The following is a 17,064-nucleotide window of genomic DNA, read 5'->3' on the forward strand; positions in this document are numbered from 1 at the left end:
TTGTTAGCTTAAGATTTTATCGCAACTTTGGAAAGGTCGCCGGATTTGCTTCGTGCATTACACTGTAAACGGCCTCAAATATATCTTCATAAGATGGTTTCGAGAAATAATCGCCATCATTACCATAAGCGGGTCTGTGTGACTTAGCCGTGAGTGTTTTTGGTTGACTATCTAAATACTGATACGCATTTTGCACATTTAATATTTCGTTTAAAATATAGGCCGATGCACCTCCAGGCACATCTTCATCAATAATCATAACACGATTGGTTTTTTGGATGCTTTTGGCAATGTCATGCTTGATATCGAAAGGTAATAACGATTGTACATCTATAACTTCGGCATCAATTCCAACCGCTATTAAATCTTTAGCAACCTGCTCTACAATTCGAAGTGTAGAACCGTAAGAAACCAATGTAATATCGTCGCCTTCTTTTAACGTTTCTACCACACCAATTGGCGTTTTTAAGGCGCCTAAATTGTTTGGTAATTTTTCTTTTAATCTGTAGCCATTAAGACACTCTACTACAATTGCAGGATCGTCGCCCTTTAAAAGTGCGTTATAAAAACCAGCAGCTTTTGTCATGTTTCTTGGTACTAACACATTCACACCACGTACTAAATTCAAAATGCCACCTAATTGAGATCCAGAATGCCAAATACCTTCTAATCTATGGCCTCGCGTTCTAATAATTAAAGGTGCTTTTTGCTTTCCTTTTGTTCTGTAATGCGTCGTTGCCAGATCGTCGCTTATAATTTGTAATCCGTAAAGAATATAATCTAAATATTGAATTTCGGCAATTGGTCGCAGCCCACGTAATGCCATACCAATACCTTGGCCAATAATAGTAGCTTCTCTAATACCCGTATCAGCAACTCTCAATTCACCATATTTTTCTTGTAACCCTTCTAAGCCTTGATTAACATCGCCAATATTACCGGTATCTTCACCAAAAATGAGAGCTTCTGGATATTTATTAAATATTTCATCGAAATTATCACGAAGAATTATTCGTCCGTCTACAATAGGCGCTTCTTCATCGTAAGAAGGTTTAATTTCTTTAACTAAAATATTGGATTTATTTGTTTCAGAATATAAATGTGAGCTAAAATGAGGTTGTGTGTTTTCGATAATTTTATCTATCCAATTTCTTAATTGCTCCTTTTCTGCCGAATTTTCTCTTAAGGTATAAACCAAAGCTTTTCTGGCTTGCGATAATATATCTTTTCTAGTTGGCTCGTCGATGGCAGCAACGGTGTCTTTAATTTTTTCTATAAACACCCCATTTTCACTAACAGCAGCCAGTTGTCTAAGCAAGCCAACTACCTCTGTTTGCTCTTTAATTATGGGTTTTAAAAAGGTATTCCAAGCATTTTTTTTAGCCTCTCTAACTTCGCGTTTAATGGCACGCTCTATTTCGATAAGCGATTCGTTTGTTGCAATACCGCTTTCAATTATCCATTCGCGCATTTTTACATTGCAATCATGTTTTGCTTCCCATGCCAGACGATCAGAGTCTTTATAGCGCTCGTGCGAACCTGAAGTAGAATGCCCTTGCGGTTGTGTTAACTCTAGCACATGAATTAATACGGGTACATGCTCTTCTCTTGCTATGGCAGCCGCTTCTTGGTAAGTTGCAACTAAATTCGCATAGTCCCAGCCTTTAACACGAAGAATTTCGTAGCCTTTATGGTTGTTTTCTCTTTGGAAACCTTTTAATACTTCGGATATATTTTCTTTTGTTGTATGATGTTTTGCATGTACTGAAATGCCATACTCATCATCCCACACACTAATAATCATGGGTACTTGAAGTACACCAGCAGCGTTAATGGTTTCGAAAAAAAGACCTTCGCTAGTACTCGCATTTCCTATAGTTCCCCAGGCGACTTCGTTTCCTTTAACCGAGAAATTATTAGTGTTAATGCCTTCTACTTGTCTGAATATTTTTGATGCTTGTGCTAGTCCTAATAATCGAGGCATTTGACCAGCGGTAGGAGAGATGTCTGCGCTTGAATTATATTGTTTGGTTAAATCTTTCCAGCTACCGTCTTCATTTAAACTATGCGTAACAAAATGACCTCCCATTTGTCTTCCGGCAGACATAGGTTCTAATTCTAAATTGGTATTGGCATATAAACCAGCAAAAAACTGATTCATTGTTAACTCTCCAATCGCCATCATAAATGTTTGGTCTCGATAGTAACCCGAACGCCAGTCTCCTTTTAAAAAGGATTTTGCCATGGCAAGTTGTGGTACTTCTTTGCCATCACCAAAAATACCAAATTTAGCTTTCCCCGTTAAAACTTCCCTACGACCTAGTAAGCTGCATTCCCTACTTCTAACAGCAATTTGATAGTCGTTAAGTACTTCCGTTTTAAAATCTTCAAATGATATATTATCTTTCAAATCTGGAGTAGTGTGCATAATTGGATTGCTTTGGCAAGGGACAAAAATAGTCAAAGTTTACGGTTTTAGCAATTAAAATTTCAAACTTAAACTTGTTTGATTCCTAATAATTTAGAGGTATTTGGAATTTATTTGAATTATTGTTAACTAATATTGTTTTTTGTTGATAATAATTCAAAATTTAATAATCAATACCAACGTCTTCTAAATAATCCGAGTAATGCTTGAGGATCGATAGTAAATTTAAATCTAATTTTTTGGTCGTATCGAGGCTGTCCTATTTCCCATCCCAAGTTTGAATATAGCGGAAAATAAATTTCAAAATAATCGGTTACTAAATTAACTCTAAATCCAGAATCATAGACAAAATGAGGATTGTCGAATTTGCTTTTTAATAGACCGATGTCGCCATAAAATAATACATATTTCCATAATGTAGTGCTGACATTTACAGTTGACATCCACTGGTTTGCAAACGGAGTTTTTAACTTCGATTTGAAACCTCCTTCGGCGTCAATGTATTGCTGACTAAAGATACCTGAAGCTTCAGATCTTCCTAAATAAGGATATTCGAAAAGATAATCTGTAGGTCTGTCTAAGGCAAAACTAAAATAATTTGAATTCGGATCGTTTTTATTACTTAAAAACATCCCGGTAAATAAACGTAAATTTAATTGTGAATTGTTCTCAAAAAGCCTTCTGTATTCGTAGTTAAATGATACTTTGCTAAAGTTTTTTGCAATTTGCACATCTGTGTACCATTTTTTGAAATTAATTAAATTATCGTCTGAATCAATATAGCGCGCATTAAAAACCCCATAATTGGGTTCGTTCGAAGTTAAGACATTGTTTAAGTCTTTGTCTCTATGAATATCTACATATCTTAGCGTAAGAGACTCTTTTTTATTGGAACGAAAATCGTTTTCCTCTCTAAAAAGGAATACTAACGATGGTGAAATTTGCCTTACGAATAAATTTTCGGCGTACGAGGAATACCCAGCACTTAAACCATAATTAATAGCATAGAGGTCGCTATTTTCTAGATAGTGGGTCATGGCCACAAATCCGGAGCCTGTAAGAGTTCGTGATTTTAATGAATATTGAGGTTCGAAACGGTAGTTAAATAGTTTTCTTAAAACCGTTTTATTATAAATTCTTAAACCGAGTGTAAACCCATCATAAATGTTATTAAACTCTGCTATTGGCATAAAAAACACCTGGTTATAGTATGGGTCTTCAATGTCTTGAAAAACTCTAAATTGCAGTGGTTTGTTGTTAAAAAAGAATCCTTTTAACGATTTCCAATTATCCCTTTCGTTAATTTCAGGAATAAGGTTATTATAGTTTAAAACGAGTTTATTGGCATCGTTTCTAGGAATTGTAATTGTTTTGTATTTGTCAATATTTTCAATCCAATATTTAGAAATAATACTGTCGTTATTCAAGGCGTATAACGAAATCGGCATATCGTTATCCCTCTTATTTCTAATGGTTACTGTTATAGAATCTTCGGCTTTATAAACTTCCTTTATTTTGAAATCTATTTTTTTTCTTGTAGTTAAATAGTCTTTAAAAAACCAATCGATATTTTTATTAGTTCTTGATTTTAAATACGTTTCGAAATCTTTCGTGGTAATTGGTTTTAATTTGTTTTCAATAACAAAAGAAGATAAACCATTTACAACAACATCGTGGTTAATAAAATCGCCCAGATATTTTAATCCAACACCAGCTTTGTATTTGTTGGCAATGCTTTTATTAAATTTTAATAAAGAATCTTTAGCCATGGTTAAAGGCTGATCTCTATTAGTTCTAGCCATGAGCATATAAGCCAATACATACTTATCGTTAAACTTCATACTGGAAGCATGAAAAGACCGAACACCCCAAATATCTGCCAACGTTCCTAAAAATTTCATATTAGGATAATGCTCGTCAACATAATTCATTAAATAATAAATTTGAATACCATCAATCAGCCATTGTTCGGTACGAGGGTTTAAAAGAAGCGTATTTTCTAAATAATTATGCAACGCAATTTTTAAAAGTTTTAATTCATATTGAAAATGATTAGGATACGGTTTTATAAAACTCGGTAAAAAATTTAGTCCGTAAATAGGATCTTTATCATAATCAATTTGAGTGAGTAGAAGTTTATCGTGTGGGTAATCGCCGAAGTTTTTAAATATAAAATTTGTGACTTTTTCGGTGATTAAAACCTTGTCAATTATTTCTAATCCTTCATCACTAATGTTAGAAATTAAAGTGATTTTATTATTTTGTATGGCTTTAAAATCAGGTGTTTTACTTAAAAACAATTTATTATTAATGATATTTTCACCTTGTAATGTAATTGTTTGATTGTTAGTATTTTGAATATGTTTACTTGAATTTAATTCTGAAGTTAACACATAGCCTTTAGGGTAGGTAATATTTAAATTAACATCTGAAGGTGGAATGAATAAATCGTCTAAATCTTTATTGCTGTAATACTGCCATTTCCCGTTATAAACAGCGGGTGTTATATACCAATATCTTAAATTTAAATCGCCCGTACTTGTTACTCCATAGCGTGTAAATTTATCGCTGGGAATTTGAACTAAATATTCTAATTGAAGGACGTAAACACCATTGGGAGGTAAGGCTTCATTCAATTCGACCTTAATAATGTCATTTTGTTTCTTTAATTGTTCGAATTGTAATAGTTCGCCATTTTGTTTTATCGAAGTAATCACCGAATAGCCTCTTTCGGAGTTTTTTGCTAGATGAAAATCATTCTTGTACTCATCAGCAATACGAATGGCGAGTGGTGTTTTTTTTGTAGAATAGCTATTATTCCAATCGTTTAAATAGATGGTTTGTAATGCGTCTTGTGTTGTATTTTGGTATTGTATGGTTTGCGATATTGTTATTTGTTTGCTTTCAATATCAAAAACAGCTTTTAAGTCAATTTTGTTTTGACTAAAGCTAGCATAACAAGTAAAAACATAAAAAACACAACTGAAAAGACGTAATTTCAATTTAGTATAGGGAAATTAAAGGTTAATATTTCATGTAAGGCTCTGCAATATAATAAAATATCATCATTAAGCCTGCAAATTCCGAGCTTCTATGTTAATTGCTGATTTAACATTAAAAGTTTGGGCTCAATCTTGATTCTTTATAGAAAGCATCTAAAATAGTAATAACTTCTTCTTCGGTATCTACCAAATGGATTAAATCTAAATCTTTAGGACTGATATTTCCAAAAGATTCTAAAAGTGTTGATTTGATCCATTCAAATAGTCCTTGCCAAAATGTAGTTCCAACTAAAATAATAGGGAATTTCTCAATTTTATGCGTTTGAATAAGCGTCATAGCTTCGAACAGCTCATCTAAGGTACCGAAGCCACCTGGCATTACAACAAATCCTTGTGAATATTTAACAAACATTACCTTTCTAACAAAAAAGTAATCGAAATCTAAGCTCTTATCGGAGTCTATATACGGATTGTCGTGTTGCTCAAAAGGCAAGTCGATATTAAGTCCAACCGAAGTACCGCCACCTAAATGTGCCCCTTTATTTCCTGCTTCCATAATACCCGGGCCACCACCAGTTATTACACCATAACCAGCCTCAACAATGCGTTTTGCTACTTTTTCTGCAAGAATATAGTATTCGTTATCTGGTTTTGTTCTCGCAGACCCGAATATAGACACGCAAGGTCCTATTTTGCTCATTTTTTCAAAACCACTAACAAACTCGCCCATTATTTTAAAAATAGCCCAAGAATCGTTTGTTTTTATTTCGTTCCAAGCTTTACTGTGACGTTCTAATCTCATTTATTTAAGTCTTTAATTATGTAATTATTAGAGGGAAATTTTTCTTTATATTGTTGTTTTCTACTATTTAGAATCTAAATATATGCGTGCTAATTTAGTTCTTTTCTAAGAAATTTCGCAGTATAACTTTTTTTGTGTTTTGCAACTTCCTCAGGCGTTCCTTCAACAATAATTTGTCCGCCGCCATTTCCACCTTCGTAACCAATATCAATAATATGGTCAACGGTTTTTATCACGTCTAAATTGTGTTCTATAATCAATACCGTATTGCCTTTATTGGCCAATTTATTAAGAACAATCATTAAAACACGAATGTCTTCAAAATGAAGTCCTGTTGTAGGTTCGTCTAAAATATAAAAAGTGTTTCCAGTGTCTCTTTTTGATAGTTCTGTAGCCAGTTTAACACGTTGCGCTTCACCACCAGAAAGCGTTGTGCTTTGTTGCCCTAAGGTGATATACCCTAAACCAACATCTTTAATGGTTTTAAGTTTGTTATAAATTTTAGGAATATTTTCAAAAAATGAAACGGCTTCATAAATGGTCATATCCAAAACATCGCTGATACTTTTTCCTTTATAGCGAATTTCTAATGTTTCGCGATTAAATCGTTTTCCTTGGCATGTTTCGCATTCTACATAAACATCGGGGAGAAAATTCATTTCAATAACGCGTAAGCCACCACCTTGGCATGTTTCACAGCGTCCGCCTTTAACATTAAAACTAAATCGACCGGCTTTGTAACCCCGAATCATAGCTTCAGGGATTTGAGCAAACAAACTCCTAATGTCGTCGAATGTTTTGGTATAGGTTACCGGATTACTTCGCGGTGTTCTACCAATTGGCGATTGGTTAATATCGATAACCTTATCGATATGTTCTAAACCCTTAATGCTTTTATACGGCATTGGTTTTTTTACCCCATTAAAATAATAAGCATTTAGAATAGGGTAGAGCGTTTCGTTAATAAGTGTTGATTTACCACTTCCAGATACGCCTGTAACCCCAATCATTTTTCCCAACGGAAACTTAACAGATACATTTTTTAAATTATTACCTGTACAACCTTTAAGCTCGAGGAATTTTCCGTTGCCATCGCGTCGTTTTTTTGGTATTTCTATTTTTTTAACGCCACTTAAATAATCGGCTGTTAAAGTATGATGCGTTAACAGTTCTTTAGGTGATCCGATGCTAATAATTTCACCACCATGTTTTCCTGCTTTCGGGCCAATATCAATAACGTAATCGGCACGTTCTATCATGTCTTTATCGTGTTCTACAACAATCACGGAGTTTCCAATATCGCGAAGCGCCACTAACGAGTTTATAAGTTTCTCGTTATCGCGCTGATGTAAGCCAATACTAGGTTCATCTAAAATATAGAGAACTCCAACCAGTTGAGAACCAATTTGAGTTGCCAAGCGAATGCGTTGTGCTTCACCACCAGATAAGGATTTTGAACTTCGATTTAGGGATAAATAGTTTAAACCAACATCGAGTAAAAATTGTAACCTCGATTTAATTTCTTTAATAACTTCTTCAGCTATTTTAAATTGTTTATCTGATAAATGGTTGTGTAAATCGTTAAACCAATTCGTTAATTCTATGATGTCTGAATTGGCAAGTTCAGCAATATTTTTATTGTTTATTTTGAAATACAGTGATTCCTTTTTAAGTCGAGATCCTTCGCATTCTGGACATACAACTTTGTCCATATAATCTTTTGCCCATCTTTTTAACGATGTAGATTCAGCCGTTTTAAATTGATTTTCAATAAAATTAGCAACACCTTCAAAATCTATTTTATAATCTCGAGTTACCCCTAAAGTTTTGCTTTCAACCGAAAATTTTTCATTACCGCCATATAAAATCACCTGTTTGGCTTCTTCTGGAATATCTTTATAGGGATCAGATAATTTAAAGTTATAGCGCTGTGCTATGGTTTTGAATTGCTTAAAAATCCAGCTACTTTTTTCTGGACCATGAGGCGCCAATGCACCGGCTTTGATAGAAATATTTTGGTCTGGAATAATTTTATTTTCGTTTACTTGATGCAGTGTGCCAATACCGTTGCAGTTAGGACATGCCCCTTTTGGTGAGTTAAACGAAAAATTATTAGGTTCGGGATTTGGATACGAAATTCCTGAAGATGGGCACATTAAGTTTCGACTAAAATACCGTGTTTCGTTAGTGTCTTGGTCTAAAACCATAAGCACATCATCACCATGATACATGGCAGTATTTATTGTTTCGGTAAGACGCTTTTCATTATCTGCCGTATCATCTATAACCAATCTGTCTATTACAATTTCAATATCGTGCGTTTTGTAACGATCTAACATTAAACCTTTTGTAAGGTCTTTAATCTCTCCGTCTGTCCGCACTTTTACAAAACCTTGTTTTGCAATTTGTTCGAATAATTCGCGGTAATGGCCTTTTCGAGAGCGCACAACTGGTGCCAAAATATTTATACGTTTTCCTTTAAAATCATTAATAATAAGCGCTTTAATTTGCTCATCACTATAACTTATCATTTTGTCGCCAGTATTGTAACTGTAAGCATCACTTGCGCGAGCGTAAAGAAGTCGAAGAAAATCGTAAATTTCGGTTATAGTACCAACGGTAGATCGCGGCGATTTGCTGGTTGTTTTTTGTTCTATGGCTATTACAGGAGACAAACCGTCAATTTTATCAACATCTGGTCGTTCTAACCCGCCTAAAAACTGACGCGCGTATGCCGAAAACGTTTCGATATAACGACGTTGTCCTTCAGCATAAATCGTATCAAAAGCTAAAGACGATTTTCCGCTTCCAGAAAGTCCCGTAATAACTACAAGTTTCTCGCGTGGAATCGAAACATCAATGTTTTTTAGATTGTGAACTCTTGCTCCTTTTACTTCAATAAAATCGTCGAATTGGCTCATAAATAGGCAAAAGCGCAAAGGTACAGATTCTAAAACTAAAAATGAAGCGAAGTTTATTTAGACTTTGTTAAAATGTAAGGCGATGCAATTTCGGCGGGCTTATATAGAATCTTCTAAAATTTCTATATTAACAATTAAATACCCACGGTGTTGAAATTTGGCGATTTCCATAAATGCTTTTTTCGATAAATCGATTTCACGGCCTTTTACAAAAGGACCTCTATCGTTCACCGTTACAATTACCGAAGAATCGTTTACCGTGTTGGTGACTCTTATTTTGGTGCCAAATTTTAATGTTTTGTGTGCCGCAGTGTACAAGTCATTATCAAATTTTTCACCACTTGCCGTTTTTTTACCATTGAATTTATCGTGGTAATAGGAGGCATGGGCATTTTCTTTAAAAGGCTTGTATACAGCTAACGACGAATCTGAATCTGTAGTATCTCTTAAAATTTCAGAAGTTAAATTGGTTGAAAAATAGTGTTTGCTATACGCGTTTTTGGTAGTACTAAAACTGCACACTAAAACAAATAATGTTACAAAAGTGATGAATCTTATTGTTAACTTCATATTTTAAGTTTATTACATTTCAATATTAACGAATAAATTCGTTTGTAATTATACGTAAAATATAATATTTTGGTTTTTTCCGTTTGAAAAATTTATTTAAAAGTATAGTGCCTTAAAAATCGAAAAATATTTAAATTAATTATGGAAGAAAGATTTTGATGTTGCATCATTTTTTATACTTTAGAAACATAATAAAACTGTTTAATATTTAACTAATTTCTGTTTTAGCAGAAGCCATTGAATTATGAAATTATTAGGAATTGGATCGCGAATAAATCATTCGGAATTTGGGAAAGGTGTAATTACCAACGTTACAAACCAGCATTATTGGGTAACTTTTATTGAAAACGGATTGGAAACTATTGATTTAGATAGTGAATTTGAAATTATAGAAGCCGCTGATGGCGATGTGGATACCGTTAGTTTTTTTGATGTTGAAAGCAGTTTTGTAAATATCTTAAAAAAGTGGAGTGATGCGAGTGAAGTAGTGCCGATTGCAGATAAATATAAAGGCGGAAAATTAATTTTAGAACCTGGTGATGCATCTCTAAAATCTTATGAACTTCCAATTGATACGTTTTTTCACAAAATAACCATGGTGAGAGATCGCTTAAGAGTTATGGAACAAAGAATAAATGCCAGCGATCTAGATGAACAAGGGAAAATAGACCTGCAACAATATATTACAAGAATTTACGGTAGTTTAACCAGTTTTAATATTCTTTTTAAATCGGAAAACCATCGTTTTGTAGGGCAAAAATCATAAGCTGATTTTATATTGGCAGTTTAGGGATGCTTTAAGCCTCAAAGCAAACTTAATGTAACAATCGAAAATATCGGTATAAACAATGGCGAGGTCATAAAAAAAAACAAAGCTAAATAACTATTTAGCTTTGTTTTTACATGACCTTTATTAAAAATCTTATTGCACCTTAACAATTTCTCCAGCTTCGATGGAGTTGTTGTAATGTGCGCTTACATATTTTTGAAAACCAAAGAACTTTTTACCGTCTTTTCTGGCTAGTACTACATGAGTATCTCCATGTTTGTCAACTACTTTTTTTACAATTACAAGCTCGCCATAAACGCTTTTGTAATTTGGTTGTCCGCCGCGTTTAGCAATAATATTTAAATTAGGAAATTCAATGTGCTTAAACGCAAGGTTTTTTGGGGTATTTATTTTTAACACGTCTCCAACCTCTGGATTATTATCTTTTAAACCAATTTCCGGATTAGAAGCTGCAAATGAAACACCACACGTAAAGACTAATAGGTAAAGTAATTTTTTCATTATTTAATAGTTTTTAATATTTATACTGCTAATATAAAAAGTAAAAATCTTTTTTATGATAGTAACACTATTAATATTAAATGTATTGCTTTTAATGCATCATTATGAAATTTAGGGTTGTTTTAATCTTAGGTGATATTAACTTTAAATGTACCCTATTTTGCGAATGGCTTAATATGATAAATAATTTTATTTTATAGTTTAACCCTATAAATTTACCAGGTATAATCAAAGGAGACAGATAACTTCTTTTAGTAGTGAATTAACAAAAATTTAACTTTTGAACCTGATTTTTAAACTAATCGGCAATAATGAAGTTTATAAATTTAAAATGTACCTTTTATGTGGTTAATTTCTAACCCAAAAATAAACATCTTATGAAACAATGGTAATTGTGCGCCACTTTCTGTAGTTGTCCAATCAGTCCAGGACGCTTCTAGTCCTTTAACAGGTAAAATAGACGTCCACATTTTAAAAGCTTTTGGTTTTCCGTGGTCATCAAATAACCATAAATACGAATCTCCGGGTGTTGATCCTCCCGATTTATAGGTGACTAATAATGCTTCTTCTGAATTTTCTAGTTTAACAAGTCGTCTTTCGGTGCCTTTATCAAATACTTTATAGGGCGCTACCAACCAAAACGAGTCATTATTAAAGTGTTTTATCGCTGTTTTTATCAGCTTTTCGCTCATTTTTGTATCAGCTTTAAAACTATGCACGTAAGCTTTACTGTTTTTATAGTCATTTAAATCGAGGGTTACTTTGTATTCTTCCCAATACACATCACATTTATCTTTCGATTTCTTCCATTTATAAAAATGTCTATTTCTAAATGCCCATTCTATATAATTAGTATTATTATAGGCTTCATAATTTAGGCTATTTAGCATTTTATAGGCTAAAGCATCGGCTTGTTCGCCTTCAGTACCATTTGGTAAGTCTTGGTTATATTTAAAATAAACGAAACCAAAAAAAATAATACTTGGTAGTGTTAAAAACACAATGACTCCAATAATTATTTTTGATACTTTTTTAGGTTTCATGAAAAACGAAGTCAATTAAGGCGTTTAAACGCTTACTAAATTATTAATTACTAACGGCTTAATCAAAGAAAAATGTTAAAATCCGACAGCCGTATCATCCCCTCGATAATCGGCACCACCTTCTAACCCTTTATCCTTTAAAACTAGTATTCCATCGACCTTGCCAATTACCGGAGAGTCTTTCTCATTAATAACATACCCTAATTTTTTTAGTTTGTTGATGGTGGTGGGGCTAAATAATTTGGGTTCCATCCGAATCTCGTCTGGTAGCCATTGATGATGAAATCGAGGCGCATTAACCGCTTCTTGCATACTCATATTAAATTCATGTACATTTAAGATGGTTTGCAAAACAGAAGTTATGATTGTTGAACCACCCGGTGTACCTACCGACATGAGTAAATTACCATCTTTTTCAACAATAGTAGGAGTCATAGAACTTAGCATTCGTTTTTGAGGTGCGATACTATTAGCTTCACCACCTGTTACTCCAAACATATTAGGCACTCCTGGTTTACTACTAAAGTCGTCCATTTCATTATTTAGGAAAAACCCGAGTTCAGAACAATACAGTTTCGACCCGTAAGCACCATTTAACGTGGTTGTTGCCGAAATAGCATTGCCAAACTGATCGATAATAGAGTAGTGGGTGGTTTCGTCACTTTCAATTATATCTATGGTACCGTGCGAAATAGCTTGTGAAGACGTGGCTTTTTTAAACGAAAAATCGCTCATTCTCTCCGTTAAATAGGTGTAACTTATTAAACTATCTGTTGGTATATTAACAAAATCCGGATCACCTAAAAAGTGACTTCTATCGGCATAAGCTCTGCGTTCTGCCTCTGTAATTACTTGAATGCTTTTAACGGAGTTATGGCCGAATTTATGCAAATCGAAAGGTTCAATCATCGTCATAATCTGAGCTAAACAAACGCCACCGCTCGATGGTGGAGCCATGGAAATTATTTTTAAATCATCGTACCTAAAAACAACAGGAGTTCTCCAAACTGCTTTATAATTAGCTAAATCGTCCTCGGTTATTATCCCGCCATTTTCTTGTATAAATTGCGTTAATATTTTAGCCGTTTCACCTTTGTAAAATTCATCTTTACCATTCAGCATAATGCGTTCTAGTGTTCTTGCTAACGCTGGATATTTTATGGTGTCGTTTGTTTTCCACGGTCTATCAAAAATTATGGAATCTTTATTTATTTTTCTAAATAGGGGTTGGTACTCTTTTATGCGAGCTTCTTGTTTGCTAGTAACAATAACTCCTTTTTTAGCAAGCGTTATAACTGGTTTCAAAATGGTTTCAATAGGCAGCGTGCCGAACTTTTCATGAACGGCAAAAACACCAGCAATAGTTCCGGGTACTCCAATGGCCATAGCTCCCTGTGTGCTTTTATTGGGGATAATATTGCCTTCGGCATCCAGATACATATTTTTTGTAGCTGCCAACGGTGCAATTTCTCGGTAATCAATACTTCCAATGTTGCCGTTAGATTGTCTGTAAACCATAAAACCGCCGCCGCCTAAATTCCCTGCGTATGGGTAAGCTACGGCTAAAGCTAATTCGGTTGCAACCATAGCATCAAAGGCATTTCCTCCTAATTTTAGAATATCGATACCAATTTTTGAAGCTTCTTCGCGGGCAGAAACTACCATGGCGTGCTCTGTTACTAAGCCTTTTTTCTGTGGAATTGTTGTTAAGGTCGACTTACAACCTAAAAACAGAAACAATATAAAAATAGATGCAATAGATTTCTTCATACACTAACTACTACTTAATTCGATTAATTTTTGATTTGAGAATATAATAAGTTCATCAAAAAAAATGGTGAATTCAGCTTCAAATTCAGCATAGAAAAGTTCCAAATCTTCAACAGCTTTATCCATTTTTGAACGATTGTTGGTTCGCCTATTCATGCCACTTAAAACTCTCGATATTCCTTCAATTGATTCATAATTCAACAACCAGTTATCAGTTAGCATATAGGGCATTAATTTTTGAATTCGCATAGGAAGTATTTCGTAATGCTGTTCTAAAGAATTATAGAACTTGTCGACATAAATAGCAAGTGCCATATCGGAATATACACTCCAGTTTTTAGCTAAAAAATGGTCGTACAAAATATCTACAATAATACCTGAATAATGCCCGTATTTTTCATGTAAACGCTTCGTACTTTGCCTAAAAACAGCATGAGCATCTGTAAATGTGTCTATATTTCTATGCAGTAACACACCCGTTTGTATGTCTTTCGGGTAATTCTTATAAGAGCTACCTTTAATACCATCGGCAATAAAATTTCCAATAGTTACTAGATCGTTATCTCCCGAAAGATAAATGTGTGCTAAATAATTCATTTGGGAAATTTACGAATTACGAATTAAGATTTCCAATTTTGAAATGCTATATTTGTTATATAATTTGAAAAAATATTTATGACACTTATTAAATCAATTTCAGGAATTAGAGGAACTATTGGTGGAACAGTTGGAGACAATTTAACACCTATTGATGCTGTTAAGTTTGCCGCAGCCTATGGTGTTTGGGTAAAACAACAACGCGAAAAAGAAAGTTATAAAGTAGTTGTTGGACGAGATGCGCGCATTTCTGGTGAAATGATTCAGAAATTGGTAATGAATACTTTAATAGGAATGGGGATTAACGTGGTAGATTTAGGGTTGTCTACGACGCCAACCGTTGAAATTGCGGTGCCTATGGAACATGCCGATGGTGGTATTATTTTAACGGCAAGTCATAACCCAAAACAATGGAATGCTTTAAAATTATTAAATGCCAAAGGCGAGTTTTTAGACGATATTGAAGGTGCAAAAATTTTAGAAATTGCTGAAAGTGATCGCATGAGTTTTGCCGATGTAGATAGTTTAGGAAAAATAACTCGTAATAAATCGTATATAGATTTACACATTATAGAAGTGTTAGATTTAGATTTAGTAAACGTAACTGCCATAGAAGACGCTAGGTTTAGAGTAGTGGTTGATGGTGTAAATTCTACTGGCGGTATTGCGATACCCTTATTGCTGGAGCGTTTAGGGGTGGATGTCATTAAATTATATTGCGAACCAAACGGCCAGTTTCCGCATAATCCTGAACCTTTAAAAGAACATTTAACCGATTTATCCGAAGCCGTTGTAAAGCATAAAGCCGATTTTGGAATTGTGGTAGATCCAGATGTTGATAGATTAGCTTTTATTGATGAAAATGGCGATATGTTTGGTGAAGAATACACCTTGGTAGCCTGTGCAGATTATGTGTTGAGCAGAACACCTGGTAACACCGTTAGCAATATGAGTTCTACCAGAGCGTTACGAGATGTTACTGAAAAACACGGTGGTACATACGAAGCAAGTGCTGTGGGGGAAGTAAACGTTGTTAAATTAATGAAGAAAAACAAGGTCGTTATTGGAGGCGAAGGTAATGGTGGCATTATTTACCCTGAGGCACATTATGGACGCGATGCTTTGGTGGGAGTAGCCTTGTTTTTAAGTTTGTTAGCAGATAAAAATATTAGTGTTAGCGCTCTTAGAAAATCATATCCAAACTATTTCATGAGTAAAAAGAAGATTGAACTAACGCCTGGTTTAGATGTTGATGGTATTTTAAAAAGTATTGAGAATCGCTATAAAAACGAACAATTAACCACCATTGATGGTGTGAAAATAGATTTTTCTGAAAGTTGGGTTCATTTAAGAAAGAGCAATACAGAACCAATTATTAGAATATATACAGAAGCAAAATCGCAAGCTGAAGCAGATACTTTGGCGGATAAATTTATAGATGAAATTGGAGCTCTCGCAAAAAGCTAATTTAAAATAATTAAAAAAATAAATCATGAAAACTATAAGTAAGCTATTAACTTTAATAACATTAATGCTTTTTATTATTTCATGCGGTAAAGAGAAAGAATTGAGTTCTGTAAATGAAACAAACTGGAACAAAAGAACGGTTAATGCAATACCTAAAGACAGTTTGATTCATGGAAAAACTTATTTATCAGTATATTCTGAAATTTATAGTGGAACAGAACATCGAAGTTTAAGTTTAACAGCAACTGTAAGTCTAAGAAATATTAATGTTAATGATACTGTTTATATAGACAAGGCAACCTATTACAATACACACGGAGAAGCAATTAGAACTTATTTTAATAAAACAATTTTTATAGCTCCTATGGAAACAGTAGAAATTGTAATAGATGAGTCTGATAAAGAAGGCGGAACAGGTGCCAATTTTTTATTTAATTGGAGTATAAAACCAAATACAACCGAACCCTTTTTTGAATGCGTGATGCTTTCTACGTCTGGGCAACAAGGTATTTCGTTTACAACACAAGGAAAACACATTGATTAATATGACGACAGAAATAATAACCAAAATACTTTTTATGATTGCGGTAATAGATCCGCTTGGGTCTGTGCCAGTTTATCTGGAAGCAACCAAAGATTTTGATGAAAAATATAAAAAGAAGATTGCTATAAGAGCATCAATTGTAGCCTTTTTTATTCTTTTATTTTTTATTTTGATGGGGCAGTTAATTTTAGAAGGCATGGCTGTTTCTTTAGATGCTTTTCAGATTTCTGGTGGCGTTATTTTGTTCTTATTCGCTCTAACAATGATTTTTGGTGAAGGAAAACCCGAATCTGAAAAACATTCCATAAAAGATTATAAACATGTTACCATTTTCCCGGTGGCAATTCCATCTATAGCATCACCAGGAGCTATTATGGCTGTGGTACTTATGACGGACAATCATTTGTATAATATCCAAGAACAAACGGTAACCGTTATTTTAGTGTTATTTGTTGTTATTTTAACCATGCTTTTGCTTTTGGCTGCCAATATGGTACAGAAAAGAGTAGGAGAGTATGGAATTACTGTAATTAGTAAAATAATGGGATTGATACTTGCAGCATACGCAGTACAAAGTATATTAAGTGGTTTAAGAGACTTTTTTGTTGTTTTAAGATAATTTAAAAAAA

Annotated in this window: 13 protein-coding genes; 4 read left to right on the forward strand and 9 right to left on the reverse strand. The window is 33.8% G+C overall.

Annotation, left to right across the window (positions count from 1 at the left end; genetic code table 11):
- Window positions 1-16 precede the first annotated feature (16 nt).
- The 5 genes from ACFQ0I_RS10010 to ACFQ0I_RS10030 form a co-directional block, all read right to left on the reverse strand.
- Complete coding sequence (locus tag ACFQ0I_RS10010) at window positions 17-2,428, reverse strand: alpha-ketoacid dehydrogenase subunit alpha/beta (protein ID WP_379941821.1); 2,412 nt, start codon at window positions 2,426-2,428, stop codon at window positions 17-19.
- Between the two features lie 170 nt (window positions 2,429-2,598).
- Entirely contained in the window at window positions 2,599-5,430 is a 2,832-nt protein-coding gene (locus ACFQ0I_RS10015; RefSeq protein ID WP_379941823.1) for a metalloprotease, read from the reverse strand.
- A gap of 112 nt (window positions 5,431-5,542) precedes the next feature.
- A complete protein-coding gene (locus tag ACFQ0I_RS10020; RefSeq protein WP_379941825.1) occupies window positions 5,543-6,232 on the reverse strand; it encodes an LOG family protein in 690 nt (229 codons plus the stop codon).
- A gap of 89 nt (window positions 6,233-6,321) precedes the next feature.
- Complete coding sequence (uvrA, locus tag ACFQ0I_RS10025; RefSeq protein WP_379941828.1) at window positions 6,322-9,153, reverse strand: excinuclease ABC subunit UvrA; 2,832 nt, start codon at window positions 9,151-9,153, stop codon at window positions 6,322-6,324.
- 99 nt (window positions 9,154-9,252) lie between these two features.
- Window positions 9,253-9,723: a septal ring lytic transglycosylase RlpA family protein gene (locus ACFQ0I_RS10030; protein ID WP_379941830.1), complete on the reverse strand. Its 471-nt coding sequence runs from the start codon at window positions 9,721-9,723 to the stop codon at window positions 9,253-9,255.
- A 244-nt stretch (window positions 9,724-9,967) separates the two neighbouring features.
- Between ACFQ0I_RS10030 and ACFQ0I_RS10035 the strand changes: the two genes are divergently transcribed.
- Window positions 9,968-10,489 carry a hypothetical protein gene (locus tag ACFQ0I_RS10035; RefSeq protein ID WP_379941832.1) on the forward strand — a complete coding sequence of 174 codons (522 nt, stop codon included), beginning with the start codon at window positions 9,968-9,970 and terminating at the stop codon, window positions 10,487-10,489.
- A gap of 156 nt (window positions 10,490-10,645) precedes the next feature.
- On the opposite strand, the gene ACFQ0I_RS10040 is transcribed toward ACFQ0I_RS10035, so the two are convergent.
- From ACFQ0I_RS10040 to ACFQ0I_RS10055, 4 genes are all read right to left on the reverse strand, one after another.
- On the reverse strand, window positions 10,646-11,014 hold the full coding sequence (locus ACFQ0I_RS10040) for a hypothetical protein (RefSeq protein WP_379941834.1): 369 nt from the start codon (window positions 11,012-11,014) through the stop codon (window positions 10,646-10,648).
- 326 nt (window positions 11,015-11,340) lie between these two features.
- The gene (locus ACFQ0I_RS10045) at window positions 11,341-12,057 is read right to left on the reverse strand and encodes a hypothetical protein (RefSeq protein WP_379941837.1); all 717 of its coding nucleotides are present in this window, start codon (window positions 12,055-12,057) and stop codon (window positions 11,341-11,343) included.
- A 75-nt stretch (window positions 12,058-12,132) separates the two neighbouring features.
- Window positions 12,133-13,827, reverse strand: a complete 1,695-nt coding sequence (gene ggt / locus ACFQ0I_RS10050; RefSeq protein WP_379941839.1) for a gamma-glutamyltransferase — start codon at window positions 13,825-13,827, stop codon at window positions 12,133-12,135.
- A 3-nt stretch (window positions 13,828-13,830) separates the two neighbouring features.
- Window positions 13,831-14,424: an acyl carrier protein phosphodiesterase gene (locus ACFQ0I_RS10055; protein ID WP_379941842.1), complete on the reverse strand. Its 594-nt coding sequence runs from the start codon at window positions 14,422-14,424 to the stop codon at window positions 13,831-13,833.
- 78 nt (window positions 14,425-14,502) lie between these two features.
- Here ACFQ0I_RS10055 and glmM point away from each other — a divergent pair, with 78 nt between their 5' ends.
- From glmM to ACFQ0I_RS10070, 3 genes are read left to right on the forward strand one after another with little or no spacing between them, the layout of a single operon-like run.
- Entirely contained in the window at window positions 14,503-15,891 is a 1,389-nt protein-coding gene (gene glmM / locus ACFQ0I_RS10060) for a phosphoglucosamine mutase (protein WP_379941845.1), read from the forward strand.
- A 25-nt stretch (window positions 15,892-15,916) separates the two neighbouring features.
- Window positions 15,917-16,435 carry a DUF3124 domain-containing protein gene (locus tag ACFQ0I_RS10065; protein WP_379941848.1) on the forward strand — a complete coding sequence of 173 codons (519 nt, stop codon included), beginning with the start codon at window positions 15,917-15,919 and terminating at the stop codon, window positions 16,433-16,435.
- Between the two features lies 1 nt (window position 16,436).
- Window positions 16,437-17,054, forward strand: a complete 618-nt coding sequence (locus ACFQ0I_RS10070) for a MarC family protein (RefSeq protein ID WP_379941850.1) — start codon at window positions 16,437-16,439, stop codon at window positions 17,052-17,054.
- Window positions 17,055-17,064 lie beyond the last annotated feature (10 nt).

This window comes from Mariniflexile aquimaris (assembly GCF_042676825.1).
Lineage (GTDB): Bacteria > Bacteroidota > Bacteroidia > Flavobacteriales > Flavobacteriaceae > Mariniflexile > Mariniflexile aquimaris.